A 14,774-nucleotide genomic window follows, 5' to 3' on the forward strand; every position below is an offset into this window, starting at 1 on the left:
TGGCCCTGCAAACATTTCCCAATGGGAAGAAAGGAAGATTTTTATGAAACGAACCCTCTCGCTGCTCCTCACCGCGGCTCTGGCCCTGTCTTTGCTGGCGGGCTGCGGCCCCAAGACCCCCGCCGGAGGCTCCAGCTCCTCCGCGCCGGGCTCCGCCTCCAGCCAGGACGGCTCCGGCCAGGACAGCTCTGCCGGTCAGTCAACCCCGGAGACGGAAGTCCCCGCCATCCGCTTTATGGCTCTCTCCGGACCCACCGGGGTGGGGGCGTCCTGGCTGATGGACTCCTACTCGGCGGAGAACCGCTTTGAGGGGATGCCCTTTGTCCTGGACAGCACCATTGTCACCGACAACACCGAGGTCCAGGCCGCCCTGACCAACGGCACCGTGGACATTGCTGCCATTGCCACCAACGCCGCCGCCGTGCTGTCCGCCAAGAACGAGGGGAGCATTCAGGTGCTGGCCATCAACACCCTGGGTGTCCTCTATATTCTGGAGAAGGGGGACACCGTCCACTCTATGGCCGACCTGGCGGGCAAGACCCTGTACTGCCCCTCCAACACCAAGGGGGCCAATCCGGAGCACATCCTCAACCACCTGCTCACCGGAAACGGTGTGGACCCCGCTGAGGTGAACATTGAGTGGCTGACTCCCCAGGAGATCACCGCCAAGCTCACCTCCTCTGACTCCGGCATTTGTATGCTCCCCGTCCCCGCCGCCACCGCCCTGATGGTCCAGGACAGCGCCGTCCGGGAGGCGGTCTCCCTGTCCGACGCCTGGAAGGACCTGGAGGGCACTGAGCTGCCCATGGGCTGTCTGGTGGCCCGGGCCCAGTTCATTGAGGACAGCGACCCCGCCGTGATTGAGGCGTTCCTCGATTTGTACGGCGATTCCATCTCCTTCATGGAGGGGGAGGGCGCGGGCAGTCTGGCGGTGGAGCTGGGCATTCTCCCCAGCGAGAAGGTGGCGGAGAAGGCCATCCCCCAGTGCGCCCTGACTCTGATTACCGGCCAGGAGATGCGGGACATGCTGGAGGACTACTACACCATCCTCTTCCAGGTGGAGCCCAAGTCCATCGGCGGCGGCCTGCCCTACGACTCCTTCTACTATGGAGTGTCCTAAGTACCTGAAAAAGCTGTTATATGCCCTGCCGGCCCCCATCTTCTGGTTGGGGGTCTGGCAGGGCTGCGCCTTTTTGGTGGACCACCGCCTGGGCGGGCGGGGGAACGAGCTGCTGCTGCCCTACCCCCTCTCCGTGTGGCGGGTCCTGGTCTCCCTGGCGGGGACAGAGGGCTTCTGGACCACGGTGCTGACCTCGCTGGGGCGGATTGGAGTGGGACTGGTCTGGGGCCTGGCGCTGGGGGCGCTGCTGGCGGTGCTCACCTGCGCCTCCCCCTGGGCCGACCGGCTGCTCTCCCCCGCCATCCGGGTTGTCCGGGCGGCGCCGGTGGCCTCCTTCATTCTGCTGGTGCTGCTGTGGACGGGCCGGAACAAGGTCCCCGCCGTCATCGCCGCCCTGATGGTGATGCCCGTGGTGTGGGACAGCCTGTCCCGGGGCATTCAGGCGGCGGACCCCAAGCTGCTGGAGCTGGCCCGGTGCTACCGCTTCTCCCGGTGGAAGACGGCGGCCCTCATCTACCTGCCCTCCCTGCGGCCCCAGCTCCTCTCCGCCCTCACCACCGCCACCGGCTTGGCCTGGAAGTCGGGGGTCGCGGCGGAGGTACTCTGTCTGCCGGAGCCCTCCCTGGGCCAGCGGATCTACTACACCAAGTACTATCTGGATATCCCGGAGCTCTTCGCCTGGACGGCGGTGACGGTGGCCCTGAGCATGGTGCTGGAGCGCCTTCTCCGGGCCTGCCTGGGCCGCTGGGGAAGGGGGCGGCACGGATGATCGTCTGCAAGGACCTGCGGGCCGCCTATGGGGAGCGGGCCGTGCTGGATGGATTTTCCCTAAAAATTCCGGAGCGGGGGGTCACCGCCCTCAGCGGCCCCTCGGGCTGCGGCAAAACCACTCTGCTGCGGGTCCTGGCCGGACTGGAGGAACTCCAAGGGGGGACCATCTCGGGGATTGTCCCCGGGGAAACCGCCATCCTCTTTCAGGAGGACCGGCTGCTCCAGTGGCGGCGAGTGGAGCAGCACCTCACCGATGTACTGCCCCGCCGCCGCTGGGACCGGGTCCCGGAGCTGCTGGCCCTGGCGGAGCTGGAAGGGGAGGGGGGGCGCTATCCCTCCGCCCTGTCCGGGGGGATGGGCCGGCGGCTGGCTCTGGCCCGGTGCCTGGCGCTGGAGGCCAGACTCTACCTGCTGGATGAGCCCTTTGCCGGGGTTGACCTGCCCCGGGCCCTGCGGATCCTGGAGCGGCTGAGGGCGCTGCCTGCCCCCGTCCTTCTGGTCAGCCACGAGGAGGCGGTGCTGGAGAGGGCGGACCGGACCGTCTGGCTGGAGGGCCCGCCCCTGCGCGCTTTGGAGCCCCGATGAGGAGCCCTCAGCTCAGCAGCAGCTCCAGCTCCTCCAGGGCCATGCCGGGCTGGAGGGCCATGCTCAGGCCGTAGCCCACCACCTTGGACAGGTCGCTGACCTGGCTGTCAATGTCCTTGGGGGTCACCAGCAGACTGCTGTCCCCCTCCAGATTGGGCAGGTCGTCGGTGCCCAGCAGGTCGGCGGCCAGGGTTGCGCCGTCCACCACCGTGGGGACCCCCACGGCAATGACCGGGACCCCCAGGCTCTCCCGGGTCAGACCCATGCGGTGGTTGCCCACGCCGGAGCCCGGGGTGATGCCCGTGTCGGCCAGCTGGACCGTCCGGCACAGCCGCTTCAGCGACCGGGAGGCCAGGGCGTCCACCGCCACCACGCAGGCGGGCCGGAGCTTCTCGCACACCGCCCGCACCAGCTCGCCGCTTTCCACGCCGGTCTCCCCCAGCACCTCCGCCGCCACCGAGGCCACCGGCCGCAGAGCGCCGAAGTGCTCCGGCATCTGGCGCACCAAGTGGCGGGTCACCAGAGTGTGCTGGCGCACCTTGGGGCCAATGGCGTCGGGAGTTATGGCCCGGTTGCCCAGCCCCGCCACCAGCACCAGGCCGTTTTGGGGGAGGTCCGCCATCAGTTGGGTCAGCTCCGCCGCCACCGCGTGGACGCTGCGGGAAAAAATGTCCTCCGCCCGGCTGGCCAGCCCCTCCAGAGTCAGGGTCACATAGCGCCCCCTGGGCTTGCCCAGCGCCCGCTCCCCCGCCTGGTCCAGCACCTGCACCGTGCTCACCGGAATGCCCTCCCGCAGGCTCTCCCAGGCCTCCACGCCCGGCAGAGCGTCCGTCCGCTCCGCCCCCTCCTGCCACAGCTCTCTGGCCTCCAGCGCCAGGTCGGTCCGACGCATCCGCATGGCCTCTCCTCCTTATACGATATGCCAAGGAAAAAATCCCCGCTCGCCCTATTTTTTGCGGCATTGGAAAAAACTATCCCCCGCCCAGAAAAAATTTGAAAAAACAGTTGATTTTTTTAGGGGTTGATGGTACAATACAAATCTGCGTGGGTGTGTAATCACCTAAATTAAAGAGGAAGATCGGAGGAGGTGTTTGGTTTGCCGAATATTAAGTCTGCCAAGAAGCGCGTTCTGGTCGCTCAGACCAAGGCCGCGCAGAACAAGGCCGCGAGATCCGCGCTGAAGACCGACATCAAGAAGTTTGAAGCCGCGGTGGCGGAAGGCAACCGCAGCGAGGCCGATGTCGCTTACAAGGTGGCCGTCAAGGCGGTGGATAAGGCCGCTGCCAAGGGTCTGCTGCACCGCAACAACGCTGCCAACAAGAAGAGCAAGATGACACTGAAGCTGAGCAAGCTGGCTTAAATGCGCGAAAGGAAAGCCGTCTGAACTGACAGACGGCTTTTTTCGTGTTTGTTTCGACGGGAGAGATGTGGTAAGCTTATCCCGACAGACTGAGAGGACAGGGGGCCCGGGACGTGATGAAAAAGCTGCTCTCCTTTCCGCCGCTCTCCTTCGCAGTGGAGACGGCGCAGCTGTTTATGCAGGTGGGAGCGCCCCGGTGGGCGGCGGCGCTGTCCTACTTCCTGACGCTGACCCTGTTCCCCCTGCTGGTGTGCGTCAACTACCTGATCGGCCTGTTCCACCTGGACCTGGAGCACCTGCTGAGCTCCCTGGACCAGCTCTTGCCCGCCGGGGCCCTGCTGGTGATGACCGACTACCTGCGCTATGTCTCCGCCAGCCAGTCTCCGGCTCTGCTGTGGGCCAGCCTGATTACCATCCTGGTCTCCGCCTCCGCGGGACTGCGTACCCTGCTGGCCGCTATGGACAGCCTCCACAGCCGGCACAGTGTCCCCGTCCTCCGGCGGGTCCTGACCAGTGTGGCGCTGTCGGCCCTGTTCCTCCTTACCGTCTACCTGTCGGTGGTGGTCATCTTCACCGGCGAGTGGTTCTTCTGGCTGCTGGAGGAGCACCTGCCCCGGGGGCTGGCGGAGCTGATCCCGCCCCTGTCCGGACTGTGGCAGTGGATGCGCTACCTGCTGCTGTTCTGCTTCGTGCTGCTGCTGGTGCTCATCATCTACCGGGCCGGAACTCCCAAACGGGCAATGCGGACCCGGATCGTCCTGCTGTCCTCGGTGCTGGCCGCCCTGGCTATGGTGGCGGCGTCGGTGCTGTTCTCCGGATTTATCGGTATGTCCTCCCGGTACGCCCTGGTCTACGGCTCCCTGGCCTCCCTGATTATCCTGCTGGTGTGGCTCTACCTGTGCGGCAATATTCTGCTGCTGGGGGCCGTGGTGGGGAGAGTGCTGGAGGAGCGTATGAGAGGAAAATGATTTCCTTTTCTCGAACTATGTGATATACTATTACACGAGAAGGGGGCGCTTTAGACCATGGAGGACACACAAGCAACTGTACGATTTGAGATGGGTGGTATGCTTTTTGAGTATGATTCAGAGAAAAACAGAAAGAATATTGAGAAACACGGCATTTCCTTCAAGAGTGCGGCGCGCATATTTTTTGACTATGACCGTATTGAACTTTATGACGCAGTCCACAGCGGAGATGAGGACCGCTATAATACAATAGGGGATATTTCAGCCGGAATTTCTGTGGCTATTGGAAATCTGCGTAAAAATGTGTATAAAATGAGTGACATTCTATTTGTAGTTTATACAGAGAGAAACATAATAGATGATAACGGTGTGTTTCGTGAGGTGACCCGGCTCATTTCCGCACGTTTGGCTACAAACTTTGAAAGGGGTGTCTACTATGGTAAATATCACTGATTTGACCCAAGAAGAACTTGAAAGTCTGGAATTAACTCAGCAGGAGCTGGAGGAACTGGAACGAGCTCGGGCCATGCCTATCACGTTTGACGAGGACTGTCCGGAGATTACGCCGGAGCAGGCACGAAGATTCCGCCGGGTGAATCCGGTTAAGCGCACGATAAATTAATTACAAAATGAGCCCAACGCAATTGAACTGCACCCCGTTTGTTAGACAGTGTGGTATACTGAATAACAAGTGGGGTGTTTTTTATGCCCTAATGGGTTCCGAACAAGAAATACATACTGGGGCGGGGGATTGTCCCTGGGAGCACTATCTTCTACCTCAGATTTTAAGTCGAAATAATGCCTGCCAGTCAATCCCCACCCGCTTCGCGGGAGCCCCGCCCTGCGAAAGATACCTTACGAATGAAAGGCCCCCTGAGAATCCCCCTTGACAAATTCCATTCAGCCGCTATAATAAGCCATACAGGTGTCTTGACAGCTGCATGGCTTATTCCACTCGTCCTCCCCCGCCCGGGGGAGAATACAGAAAAGGTGATGGAAATGAAGGAATTTCTCAAGCGAAAAAACATTGTAGTCTCCGCCCGGCGCTACGGCATCGACGCCCTGGGGGCTATGGCCCAGGGACTGTTCTGCTCCCTGCTCATCGGTACCATCCTGAACACCCTGGGCAGTCAGTTCCATATCGGCTTTCTCACCGCCCAGATCATTAAAATTAACGATGTGGGCTACACCGTGGGCGGCCTGGCCTCCTTTATGAGCGGCTCTGCTATGGCAGTGGCCATCGGCTATGCCCTCCAGGCCCCTCCCATGGTGCTCTTCTCCCTGGTCACTGTGGGCTACGCCTGCAACGCTCTCGGTGGAGCGGGGGGGCCGCTGGCCGTGCTGTTTGTGGCCATCATCGCCGCCGAGTGCGGGAAGGCGGTGAGCAAGGAGACCAAGGTGGACATTCTGGTGACCCCCATTGTCACTATCCTCATCGGCGTCGGCGCGGCCTGGGTCATCGCGCCCCCCATCGGCAAGGCGGCCAGCGCCTTCGGGGGCCTGATTATGCGGGCTACCGTGCTCCAGCCCCTCCTGATGGGGATCCTGGTGTCGGTGCTGGTGGGCGTTGCCCTGACCCTGCCCATCTCCTCGGCGGCCATCTGCTCGGTGCTGGGGCTGACGGGGCTGGCCGGAGGGGCCGCTGTGGCCGGCTGCTGTGCCCAGATGGTGGGCTTCGCCGTTATGTCCTTCAAGGAGAACGGCTGGGGCGGGCTGGTGTCCCAGGGACTGGGTACCTCCATGCTGCAAATGCCCAATATCGTGAAAAATCCCCGGGTCTGGATTCCGCCCACCCTGGCCTCCGCCATCACCGGCCCCATCGCCACCTGCCTGTTTCAGCTGGAGATGAACGGCGCCGCCATTAACTCCGGCATGGGTACCTGCGGCCTGTGCGGACAGCTGGGGGTGTGGACCGGCTGGCTGTCCCCCAGCGCCGCCGCCCTGGAAAACGGGGCCGCCGCCATCGTCCCCGGCGCTATGGACTGGGCCGGCCTGATCCTCATCTCCTTCGTACTCCCCGCTCTGCTGTCGGTGGTCTTCTGTGAGCTGTGCCGCAGAGCCGGATGGATCAAGGAGGGCGACCTGACCCTGCCCCAGTGACGCCCTTTCCATACAATTGATCTGCCGCTTTTAGGGCCCTGCGAAGCAGGGCAAAACAAGCGGCGCAGCCGCTTGCCCCCTTTTGAAAGGGGGTGCCTGAGCGAAGCGAGGGCGGGGGATTGTCGTAGGACGACTGCTTCTATTTCAGATTTCCAGTCGAAGCAGTGCCAGCAGGTCAATCCCCACCGCACCGCTCCGCCCCTTTTCAAAGGGGCCAGGCTGCCTGCGGGCGGGACGGGGGATGGACCATGCTTCACAGGGTTTGATGGAGCGGTGTGCCAGGGCTGCCGCATCCTGCGAAAGACACTTTACAAATGAAATTGCCCCTTTCGTCATGGATGGACGTTTGCCTCTGTTTGTGGTATACTAAAGAAAAACCACAGTCAGGAGGGTATCAATGCACCAACAGATCAATCTGCCCAACGGCGCGCGGCTGCTGCTGGAGGAGGTCCCCAACGTCCGCTCTGCCGCCCTGGGCTTCTTTGTGGGGGTTGGCTCCCGCCACGAGAGCGCCAGGGAGAACGGGGCCTCTCACTTCATTGAACATATGCTGTTCAAGGGGACCCGGCGCCGCACAGCCGCCCAGCTGGCCCGAGACATCGACGCCATTGGCGGCCAGCTCAACGCCTACACCACCAAGGAGCACACCTGTTTTCATGTCCGCGCCCTGGACAGCCATCTGGACCAGGGGCTGGACATTTTGGAGGATATGCTCTTCCACTCCCGGTTCGACCAGGAGGATACGGAGATGGAGCGCGGGGTGATTCTGGGGGAAATCGGGATGTACGAGGACACCCCCGAGGACCTGGTGTCTGAGCGGCTGGCGGCGGCGGTGTACAAGGGGACCCCTCTGGCCCGGCCCATACTGGGGAAGGAATCGACCCTGGTCAGGATGGACGGGGACTGGCTGCGGGCCTGGCAGCGGGAGCACTACCACGCGGGAGTCATCGTGGCCGCCCTGGCGGGGAGCTTCTCCCAGGCGCAGGCGGAGCGGCTGAGGGAGCTGCTGGCCGCGCTGCCCTCTGGCCCTGTACCCCAGGTCAAGGCTGCCGCCTACCGTCCGGCGGTGACCGTGAAGCGGAAAGCCATTGAGCAAAACCACCTGATCCTGGCCTTCCCCGCCCCCTCCTATCTGGACCCCCGCCGGCCCCAGGTGCTGCTGTTCAACTCACTGCTGGGGGGCGGCTGCTCCTCCCGGCTGTTCCAGGAGCTGCGGGAGAAGCGGGGGCTGTGCTACTCGGTGTACTCCTATATATCGGACCACGCCGATACCGGGCTGATGGGCATTTACACCGCCGTCAGTCCGGACCAGGAGGGCCCGGCGCTGGAGGCAGTCCGCCAGGTGACGGCGGAGCTGGCGGAGCACGGTCCCACCCAGGAGGAGGTGGACCGGGTCCGGGAGCAGGCCAAGGCCAATCTGCTCATGGGCAGCGAGTCCGTCCACTCCCGCATGGGGAATATGGGGGCCTCCGCCCTCCTCTATAACCGGGTCCGGGAGACCCAGGAAATATTGGAGCTCTACGACGCCGTGACCCGGGAGCAGCTGCAAGCTCTGGCCGACGAGCTCTTCCGGATGGAGCAGGCCGCCCTCTCCGCTGTGGGCCGCGTCGGCTCCGCCCAGGACTACGCCGCCCTCCTCCGCGGGTGAAGCCGCCCTTCTTTTTTAAAAAATTTCCCCTGCAAAACCGGTTTTTTTGCAGGGAGCTTGACAGGGGCTATGTCTGGGGATAAAATGCCGCCCCTTCGGGCACAATGGCAGTAAGCCATATTTTCACGAAGGGGTTGGTTTCATGCAGGTAAAGGATTTGATGAATCCCAGCGCGGTGACGGTGGAACCCACCTCCACGGCGGCTCTGGCGGCCCGGCTCATCAGCAGGCACAACGTGGGGGCGCTGCCGGTGTGCGGCTCCGACGGCTGCCTGCGGGGGATGGTCACCGACCGGGACATTGTACTGCGGTGCGTGGCCGCTGAGGAGGACCCGGCCCAGACTCCGGTGCGGGACATTATGACGCGCCGGTGCGCCACCGTGGCCCCCGAGGACGACTGCCGGGAGGCGACCCGTCTCATGGCGCTGCACCAGGTGCGCCGCCTGCCGGTGGTGGAGGAGGGCCGTCTGGTGGGGGTGATCTCCCTGTCCGACCTGGCCCGCAGCGGCCGGTTCGACATGGAGGCCGCCCAGGCCCTCAGCGAGATTTCCGAAAATATCATCGTCCGTTGATTGGACAAATTCCCTTCTGTATCGTATAATGTGATTGCATTGTCACAGGTACAGGAGGGATTTTTATGGAGTTTTCCCCCATTGCCCATATCCGCAGCGACTTCGGGGAGAAGTTCGGCATTCCCCGGCAGAGCGGCCTGGTGGAGGAGCTCACCGCCACGGTCATCTTTGAGCCCCCATTTCGGGACCTCAGCGCTCTGCGGGGACTGGAGGGCTTTTCCCATATCTGGCTGATCTGGGAGTTCTCCAAGGCCCGGCGGGAGAGCTGGTCCCCCACCGTCCGGCCGCCCCGGCTGGGGGGCAATCAGCGGCTGGGGGTGTTCGCCACCCGGTCCCCCTTCCGGCCCAATCCCATTGGTCTGTCCTGCGTCCGCCTGGTGGAGGTGGGCCAGGACCGAGAGCTGGGGCCGGTGCTCACGGTGGCGGGGGCCGATCTGATGGACGGCAGCCCCATCTACGATATCAAGCCCTACCTGCCCTACGCCGACTGCAAGCCGGCGGCGGTGGGAGGCTTTGCCGCTCAGCCCAAGGAGGCGGAGCTGACGGTGGACTGCCCCCCGGAGCTGCTGCGCAGTGTCCCGGAGGAGAAGCGGGCCGCCCTGCTGGCCGTCCTGGCCCAGGACCCCCGGCCCCAGTATCAGAGCGACCCCACCCGGGTCTACGGCATGACCTTCGCCGGGCTGGAGGTGCGCTTTCAGGTGGAGGAAAACCGGCTGACGGTGGCGGAAATTGACCTTCCACCCGCTGGAAGGTGAAAAAACTATAAAAAAGTCTTGACCTTCCCCCTTGTGGAAGGTGTAGAGTAGAGGCGGACAGAGGAGGTGAGGAATGTGAAAATCAATGAGGTGGAGGCCCAGGTGGGCATTACCAAGAAGAACATCCGCTTTTACGAGGAACAGGGCCTGCTCTCCCCCCGGCGGGACAGCTCCAACGGCTACCGGGACTACAGCGAGGGGGACGTGGCCATTCTGCGCCAGATCAAGCTGATGCGCAAGCTGGGCGTGCCCCTGGAGGAGATCCGGCGGATGCAGGCCGGGGGCACGGTGGCCGACGGGATGCGCCGCCACCTGGTGACCCTGGAGCGGGAGCGGCGCAGTCTGGAGCAGTCCATTCAGCTGTGCGCCGGCCTGAAGGACCGGGAGGAGCGGCTGGACAGCCTGGACGCCGCCGCCCTTCTGGAGGAGATGGAGCAGCTGGAGCAGAAGGGGACCGTCTTCCAGGACAAGCAGAAAAACGACCTGAAGCCGGTGCGCTACGCTGGAGCGGTGGTGATGGCCCTGCTGACAACCCTGCTGATGGCGGGGGTCATCGGGCTGATGATCTGGGGCTTTGCCGCCGACCCCGCCGACGCCCCTCCTCTGGCCCTGGCGGCGGTGCTGGTGGCCCTCCCCGCCGTTGTGATTCTGGGGGTGCTGCTGGCCCTGTTCCAGCGGATCCGGGAAATTCAGAAAGGAGAGGAAGACGATGCGAAAAACTACTGACACTGTATACTGGGCGGGAGGGGCGGCGCTAACCCTCCTCACCGGCGGGCTGCTGCTTCTGCCTCTGGGGCTGGTGTTTCTTGGAACCCTGCTCCAGCGGCGGGAGGAGCTGAGAAAGGGGGAGCTGGCGGATGCGAAAAACTACTGACGGAAAGGGCTTCGGCGGGGCGGTGGTGGTCACCATTCTGGTGGCCGGGTTCATGTTCCTGCTCACCGGGGCCATGCTGTCCGAATACTTCGGCAGCTTTACTGAGCCCTTCACCACCGGCTTGATTTTGTGCGTGGCCCTGATGTATCTGGCCGTGGCGGCGGGGGTCATCATCGCCCTGTTCCAGCGGTGGAAGGAGATCCAGAAAGGGGAAGAGGATGAGGCCAAAAAGTACTGACCAGGAGAAGCGGGCGGCGGTGCGGTCGGTGGTCCTCAGCACACTGCTCCAGCTGATGGCGGTGGGGGTGCTGCTCTACCTGCGGTCGGTGACCCAGACCGGCTGGCTGCGCGGACTGCTGCTCCTTCTGGCTGTGACCGATCTGATCACTATCCCCTTCACCTTCGCCGCCCTGGGGCAGCGGGTGCGGGAGATCGAGAAGGGAGAACTGAATGAAGCGCGGAAATACTAAGGCGAAGCGGGGGGCGGTGATTGGAGTGGTGCTCTTCGGCCTGCTCCAGGCGGCCTGCGTCATCGGCTTCTGGACGCTGTGCCTGATCCCAGGTCTGCCCCGGTGGCTGTTTCTGCTGTTCGCGGCTCTGGCACTGCTCTGCGCCGGGCTGGTGTTCCCCGTCCTGTTGGCGCTGAAGCAGCGGTTTCAAGAGCTGGACGCTCTGGAAAATATTGATTCTGTGACATTGTATAAGGAGGAAAACATTATGATGCTGGTAAACATTGACTATATCCCCGGGAAGGAACTTGAGGTGCTGGGCATGGTGAAGGGTACCGTGGTCCAGTCCAAGAACTTCGGCAAGGACTTTATGGCCGGCATGAAGACCCTGGTGGGCGGCGAGATCACCGGATATACCGAGATGCTCAACGAGGCCCGCCAGATCGCCGTTAAGCGTATGGTGGACGAGGCCGAGAAGCTGGGGGCCGACGCGGTCATCAACATCCGCTACGGGTCCTCCGCCGTGATGCAGGGGGCCGCCGAGGTCATCGCCTACGGCACTGCGGTGCGGTTCCAATAAAATCCACGCCTGCTCTCAGCGGAATTTCCCCTCCGCTGAGGGCTTTTTCAGTTGACCTGATATCCAAACAGGCTTATAATGGGGGCAGGACTTTCAAAAATGGGATAGGAGATGAACTGCCATGTTTGGTTTATTTGGGAAGAAGGAGGCCAAGAGCCCCGGGGACAGGCTGGCCGGCCTCCAGCAGAAGCAGGATTGGGCGGGATTGGCCAAGGCCTACTACGAGATGGGGACTGCCGCCATGGACCAGGGGGATCTGAACCGGGCCCAGCTGTGGCTTCACCGGGCGGATACCATTTACAGCGCCCAGGATGCGATCTACGAGAAGGTGGGGAACCGGATCATTGACGACTGCTCCGAGCGGATCGGCCAGCTGGAGGAGGAGGGGCTGCTGTATAACGCGGTCCCCGCCGAGATCGAACAGAAGGCGGAGGAGCTGAGCGATCCCCGTATCCGCGTGTGGGGGCTGATGTCCATTGCCCGGCTGGTTAAGCTGGGGGAGCGGCTGGCCCGTCTGCCCGGCTGTCAGGTGCTGGGGGAGCTGGGCTGGGCGGTGGATATGATGTTCCGCTCCCTCCAGACGCCCCCCTCCCAGGAGGACTACCAGCGCCTGATGGACGTCTGTAATGAGCTGTACCAGCTGGGGGACTCGGAGGCTTTCTTCGGCGGCGGCCAGATTGACGTCCCCGGCGGCGCCCCCTTCCAGGTCTTCGACCTCAACGGCATGATGGGGGTCCACCTGGAGCTCAACGACTACATCGACAACCACCTGCGTCTGCTGGCCGCCCTGAGCCAGGGGGTCGAGGAGCTGCCCGCCGCCGGAAGCGAGATGGTGGGCTGCACCCTTCTGCCCGACTACTATGTGCGCACCCTGGGCGGCAGGCCGGAGGAGGCCCCCCAGGTCCAGGCGGAGCTCCAGCGCATTTGGAGCGACTACGACTTTATCTGCGCCCCCCTGGTCTGGGAGCAGGCGGGACAGCGGCTGGCCAGGTACAAGCAGCTGGATATTCTGAAATAGAGAGGGATTGGGTCGTGGCGCTTGAGGTCTGTCCCTTCTGCGGCGGAACAGAATTTGTAGAGGCGTCCTCCGTTCCCATCACCGATCTGACCGTCTCCCGGTATCCCTTTCGGAGTCAGAAGCTGTTTCATCAGGTGTGCATAAGCTGCGGCAGTGTGGTGCGCGCCTATGTGAAGCAGCCGGAGATGTGGACCAAGGACTGGGCGAAGGAGCAGCGGACAAAAGAGTGGAACCGGCTCACCGGAAAAGAATCATAACGAAACAGCCCCTCCGGCGGAGAGACCGCTGGAAGGGCTGCTTTTTATCGGTGGTACAGTTTGTTGGTCTGATATTTGGGCTCACAGGTAAGCTGGAGGCCCAGCCTTTTATAGGTCGTGGCGTCCGCCGGGGAGAGGATCACCGAGCAGTGAGCCTGACACCCCTGGAGGGCGGCCAGCTGCTCCAGAGCCTGGGCGGCCTTGGGGTCCAGGCTGGCGGAGGCGGCCAGGGCGATGAGCACCTCGTCGCTGTGGAGGCGGGGATTGGCGGAGCCCAGGTACTGGACCTTGACGGTCTGAATGGGCTCAATGGCCGACTGGGCAATGAGGTGGACCCCGTGTCCCCCCGCGTGGGACAGCTGTTTCAGGGCGTTGAGCAGGGCGGCGGCGGAGCAGCCCATAAGCTCAGAGGTCTTGCCGTCCACAAGGGAGCCGTCGGCAAGCTGGATGGCCATTGCCGGTTCGCCGGTGGCCTGCGCCAGCTCATTGGCCCGGGCCACCACCGGGCGGATATCCGCGGTCACCCCCGCCTGCTGCATGAGCAGCTCCAGCTTGTACACCGCCGAGTCGGAGCCCCTGCCTTGGCGGCGCTCACAGACGGCGTCGTAGTACCGGCGGACGATCTCCTGCCGGGCGGCCTCCTGACAGGCCCCGTCGTCGAAAATGCAGCTGCCCGCCATATTGACCCCCATGTCGGTGGGGGACTGGTAGGGACAGGAGCCGGTGATCTTCTCGAACATGGCGGCCAGCACGGGGAAGACCTCCACGTCCCGGTTGTAGTTCACCGTGGTCTCGCCGTAGGCCTGGAGGTGGAAGGGGTCGATCATGTTCACGTCGTCCAGGTCGGCGGTGGCGGCCTCGTAGGCCAGGTTGACCGGGTGCTTCAGGGGCAGGTTCCAGATGGGGAAGGTCTCGAACTTGGCGTAGCCCGCCACGACCCCCCGCTTGTTCTCGTGGTAGAGCTGGCTGAGACAGGCGGCCATTTTCCCGCTGCCCGGGCCGGGGGCGGTGACCACCACCAGGGGGCTGCTGGTCTCAATGTAGTCGTTGCGGCCATAGCCCTCGTCGCTGACGATTTTGGAGATGTTGTGGGGGTAGCCCTCGATGGGGTAGTGACGGTAGACCCGCAGCCCCAGCTGCTCCAGCCGCCCCTGGAAGGCGTCGGCGGCGGGCTGTCCGGTGTACCGGGTGACCACCACGCTGCCCACATACAGCCCCCGGCTCCGGAACTGGTCAATGAGCCGGAGGACGTCGCTGTCGTAGGTGATGCCCAGGTCCCCCCGCACCTTGTTCTTCTCAATGTCCCCGGCGTTGATGGCAATGATGATCTCCGCCTTGTCCTTCAGCTGCTCCAGCATCCGCAGCTTGCTGTCCGGCTCAAACCCCGGGAGGACCCGGGCGGCGTGGTAGTCGTCAAACAGCTTCCCCCCGAACTCCAGATACAGTTTGCCCCCAAATTGGGCGATGCGGTCCCGGATGTGCTGGGACTGGGTCGTCAAATATTTCTCGTTGTCAAAGCCGCGTTTTACCATGTTCCCCTTCTCCTTCTCTCTTCCCGTGGGATTCCAACACTTTTCAAGTTATTTTACATCGTTTCCGGGGATACCGTCAAGAGTTTTATCTGGAAGAAACAGGAGAATGGGCGAAGCCGGTGGGGATTGACTTGCAGGCACTGATTCTACTTGAAATTTTAGGTAGAAGATAGTGCTCCCAGGGAC

At 63.2% G+C, this 14,774-nt stretch carries 20 protein-coding genes; 18 read left to right on the forward strand and 2 right to left on the reverse strand.

Annotated elements, in window-relative coordinates:
- The first annotated feature begins 43 nt into the window (after nt 1-43).
- Genes D1646_RS06450 through D1646_RS06460 form a run of 3 tightly spaced genes read left to right on the forward strand, consistent with a single transcriptional unit; the run spans nt 44 to nt 2,476 of the window.
- The gene (locus D1646_RS06450; protein ID WP_160635677.1) at nt 44-1,120 is read left to right on the forward strand and encodes an ABC transporter substrate-binding protein; all 1,077 of its coding nucleotides are present in this window, start codon (nt 44-46) and stop codon (nt 1,118-1,120) included.
- Complete coding sequence (locus D1646_RS06455; RefSeq protein ID WP_160635678.1) at nt 1,107-1,889, forward strand: ABC transporter permease subunit; 783 nt, start codon at nt 1,107-1,109, stop codon at nt 1,887-1,889. The genes D1646_RS06450 and D1646_RS06455 overlap by 14 nt, the downstream gene beginning before the upstream one ends.
- Nucleotides 1,886-2,476, forward strand: coding sequence for an ATP-binding cassette domain-containing protein (locus tag D1646_RS06460; protein WP_160635679.1), 591 nt, complete (start codon nt 1,886-1,888; stop codon nt 2,474-2,476). The genes D1646_RS06455 and D1646_RS06460 overlap by 4 nt, the downstream gene beginning before the upstream one ends.
- Nucleotides 2,477-2,483: 7 nt before the next feature.
- Here D1646_RS06460 and gpr read toward each other — a convergent pair whose 3' ends face one another.
- Nucleotides 2,484-3,374: a GPR endopeptidase gene (gene gpr / locus D1646_RS06465; RefSeq protein ID WP_160635680.1), complete on the reverse strand. Its 891-nt coding sequence runs from the start codon at nt 3,372-3,374 to the stop codon at nt 2,484-2,486.
- A gap of 198 nt (nt 3,375-3,572) precedes the next feature.
- On the opposite strand from gpr, the gene rpsT reads away from it, so the two are divergent.
- From rpsT to D1646_RS06540, 15 genes are all read left to right on the forward strand, one after another.
- On the forward strand, nt 3,573-3,836 hold the full coding sequence (gene rpsT, locus D1646_RS06470) for a 30S ribosomal protein S20 (RefSeq protein WP_160635681.1): 264 nt from the start codon (nt 3,573-3,575) through the stop codon (nt 3,834-3,836).
- A 116-nt stretch (nt 3,837-3,952) separates the two neighbouring features.
- Nucleotides 3,953-4,804 (forward strand): YihY/virulence factor BrkB family protein, encoded by an 852-nt coding sequence (locus D1646_RS06475; protein ID WP_243154051.1) that lies wholly within the window; start codon nt 3,953-3,955, stop codon nt 4,802-4,804.
- A 57-nt stretch (nt 4,805-4,861) separates the two neighbouring features.
- The gene (locus tag D1646_RS06480; RefSeq protein WP_243154050.1) at nt 4,862-5,257 is read left to right on the forward strand and encodes a BrnT family toxin; all 396 of its coding nucleotides are present in this window, start codon (nt 4,862-4,864) and stop codon (nt 5,255-5,257) included.
- Nucleotides 5,241-5,426: a hypothetical protein gene (locus tag D1646_RS06485; protein WP_160635683.1), complete on the forward strand. Its 186-nt coding sequence runs from the start codon at nt 5,241-5,243 to the stop codon at nt 5,424-5,426. Before D1646_RS06480 ends, D1646_RS06485 begins: the two co-directional genes overlap by 17 nt.
- Nucleotides 5,427-5,794: 368 nt before the next feature.
- Nucleotides 5,795-6,904, forward strand: coding sequence for a PTS sugar transporter subunit IIC (locus D1646_RS06490; protein ID WP_160635684.1), 1,110 nt, complete (start codon nt 5,795-5,797; stop codon nt 6,902-6,904).
- Between the two features lie 397 nt (nt 6,905-7,301).
- Nucleotides 7,302-8,552, forward strand: coding sequence for a pitrilysin family protein (locus D1646_RS06495; RefSeq protein WP_160635685.1), 1,251 nt, complete (start codon nt 7,302-7,304; stop codon nt 8,550-8,552).
- A gap of 142 nt (nt 8,553-8,694) precedes the next feature.
- On the forward strand, nt 8,695-9,123 hold the full coding sequence (locus tag D1646_RS06500; protein WP_160635686.1) for a CBS domain-containing protein: 429 nt from the start codon (nt 8,695-8,697) through the stop codon (nt 9,121-9,123).
- 65 nt (nt 9,124-9,188) lie between these two features.
- Nucleotides 9,189-9,878: a tRNA (N6-threonylcarbamoyladenosine(37)-N6)-methyltransferase TrmO gene (gene tsaA / locus D1646_RS06505; RefSeq protein ID WP_201754576.1), complete on the forward strand. Its 690-nt coding sequence runs from the start codon at nt 9,189-9,191 to the stop codon at nt 9,876-9,878.
- 75 nt (nt 9,879-9,953) lie between these two features.
- Entirely contained in the window at nt 9,954-10,604 is a 651-nt protein-coding gene (locus D1646_RS06510) for a MerR family transcriptional regulator (RefSeq protein ID WP_160635687.1), read from the forward strand.
- Nucleotides 10,588-10,752, forward strand: a complete 165-nt coding sequence (locus tag D1646_RS06515; protein ID WP_160635688.1) for a hypothetical protein — start codon at nt 10,588-10,590, stop codon at nt 10,750-10,752. Before D1646_RS06510 ends, D1646_RS06515 begins: the two co-directional genes overlap by 17 nt.
- The gene (locus D1646_RS06520) at nt 10,736-10,990 is read left to right on the forward strand and encodes a hypothetical protein (RefSeq protein ID WP_160635689.1); all 255 of its coding nucleotides are present in this window, start codon (nt 10,736-10,738) and stop codon (nt 10,988-10,990) included. The genes D1646_RS06515 and D1646_RS06520 overlap by 17 nt, the downstream gene beginning before the upstream one ends.
- The gene (locus D1646_RS06525; protein WP_160635690.1) at nt 10,971-11,222 is read left to right on the forward strand and encodes a hypothetical protein; all 252 of its coding nucleotides are present in this window, start codon (nt 10,971-10,973) and stop codon (nt 11,220-11,222) included. The genes D1646_RS06520 and D1646_RS06525 overlap by 20 nt, the downstream gene beginning before the upstream one ends.
- 247 nt (nt 11,223-11,469) lie before the next feature.
- Entirely contained in the window at nt 11,470-11,781 is a 312-nt protein-coding gene (locus D1646_RS06530; protein ID WP_160635696.1) for a YbjQ family protein, read from the forward strand.
- A gap of 121 nt (nt 11,782-11,902) precedes the next feature.
- Entirely contained in the window at nt 11,903-12,799 is an 897-nt protein-coding gene (locus tag D1646_RS06535; protein WP_160635691.1) for a hypothetical protein, read from the forward strand.
- A 14-nt stretch (nt 12,800-12,813) separates the two neighbouring features.
- Nucleotides 12,814-13,056, forward strand: a complete 243-nt coding sequence (locus tag D1646_RS06540) for a hypothetical protein (RefSeq protein ID WP_160635692.1) — start codon at nt 12,814-12,816, stop codon at nt 13,054-13,056.
- A 44-nt stretch (nt 13,057-13,100) separates the two neighbouring features.
- On the opposite strand, the gene D1646_RS06545 is transcribed toward D1646_RS06540, so the two are convergent.
- Nucleotides 13,101-14,588, reverse strand: a complete 1,488-nt coding sequence (locus D1646_RS06545; protein WP_160635693.1) for a DUF1846 domain-containing protein — start codon at nt 14,586-14,588, stop codon at nt 13,101-13,103.
- Nucleotides 14,589-14,774 lie beyond the last annotated feature (186 nt).

The sequence above is a fragment of the Pseudoflavonifractor sp. 60 genome (assembly GCF_009911645.1).
Taxonomy (GTDB): Bacteria; Bacillota; Clostridia; order Oscillospirales; family Oscillospiraceae; genus Lawsonibacter.

Excerpts from the sequence above, each read along its gene's own strand:
- D1646_RS06530 (WP_160635696.1), top strand. The coding sequence starts at position 11,470 with ATGATGCTGGTAAACATTGACTATATCCCCGGGAAGGAACTTGAGGTG.
- gpr (WP_160635680.1), bottom strand. The coding sequence starts at position 3,374 with ATGCGGATGCGTCGGACCGACCTGGCGCTGGAGGCCAGAGAGCTGTGG.
- D1646_RS06460 (WP_160635679.1), top strand. The coding sequence starts at position 1,886 with ATGATCGTCTGCAAGGACCTGCGGGCCGCCTATGGGGAGCGGGCCGTG.
- D1646_RS06525 (WP_160635690.1), top strand. The coding sequence starts at position 10,971 with ATGAGGCCAAAAAGTACTGACCAGGAGAAGCGGGCGGCGGTGCGGTCG.
- D1646_RS06500 (WP_160635686.1), top strand. The coding sequence starts at position 8,695 with ATGCAGGTAAAGGATTTGATGAATCCCAGCGCGGTGACGGTGGAACCC.
- tsaA (WP_201754576.1), top strand. The coding sequence starts at position 9,189 with ATGGAGTTTTCCCCCATTGCCCATATCCGCAGCGACTTCGGGGAGAAG.
- D1646_RS06475 (WP_243154051.1), top strand. The coding sequence starts at position 3,953 with ATGAAAAAGCTGCTCTCCTTTCCGCCGCTCTCCTTCGCAGTGGAGACG.
- D1646_RS06520 (WP_160635689.1), top strand. The coding sequence starts at position 10,736 with ATGCGAAAAACTACTGACGGAAAGGGCTTCGGCGGGGCGGTGGTGGTC.
- D1646_RS06455 (WP_160635678.1), top strand. The coding sequence starts at position 1,107 with ATGGAGTGTCCTAAGTACCTGAAAAAGCTGTTATATGCCCTGCCGGCC.
- D1646_RS06545 (WP_160635693.1), bottom strand. The coding sequence starts at position 14,588 with ATGGTAAAACGCGGCTTTGACAACGAGAAATATTTGACGACCCAGTCC.
- D1646_RS06535 (WP_160635691.1), top strand. The coding sequence starts at position 11,903 with ATGTTTGGTTTATTTGGGAAGAAGGAGGCCAAGAGCCCCGGGGACAGG.
- D1646_RS06485 (WP_160635683.1), top strand. The coding sequence starts at position 5,241 with ATGGTAAATATCACTGATTTGACCCAAGAAGAACTTGAAAGTCTGGAA.
- D1646_RS06515 (WP_160635688.1), top strand. The coding sequence starts at position 10,588 with ATGCGAAAAACTACTGACACTGTATACTGGGCGGGAGGGGCGGCGCTA.
- D1646_RS06450 (WP_160635677.1), top strand. The coding sequence starts at position 44 with ATGAAACGAACCCTCTCGCTGCTCCTCACCGCGGCTCTGGCCCTGTCT.
- D1646_RS06480 (WP_243154050.1), top strand. The coding sequence starts at position 4,862 with ATGGAGGACACACAAGCAACTGTACGATTTGAGATGGGTGGTATGCTT.
- D1646_RS06495 (WP_160635685.1), top strand. The coding sequence starts at position 7,302 with ATGCACCAACAGATCAATCTGCCCAACGGCGCGCGGCTGCTGCTGGAG.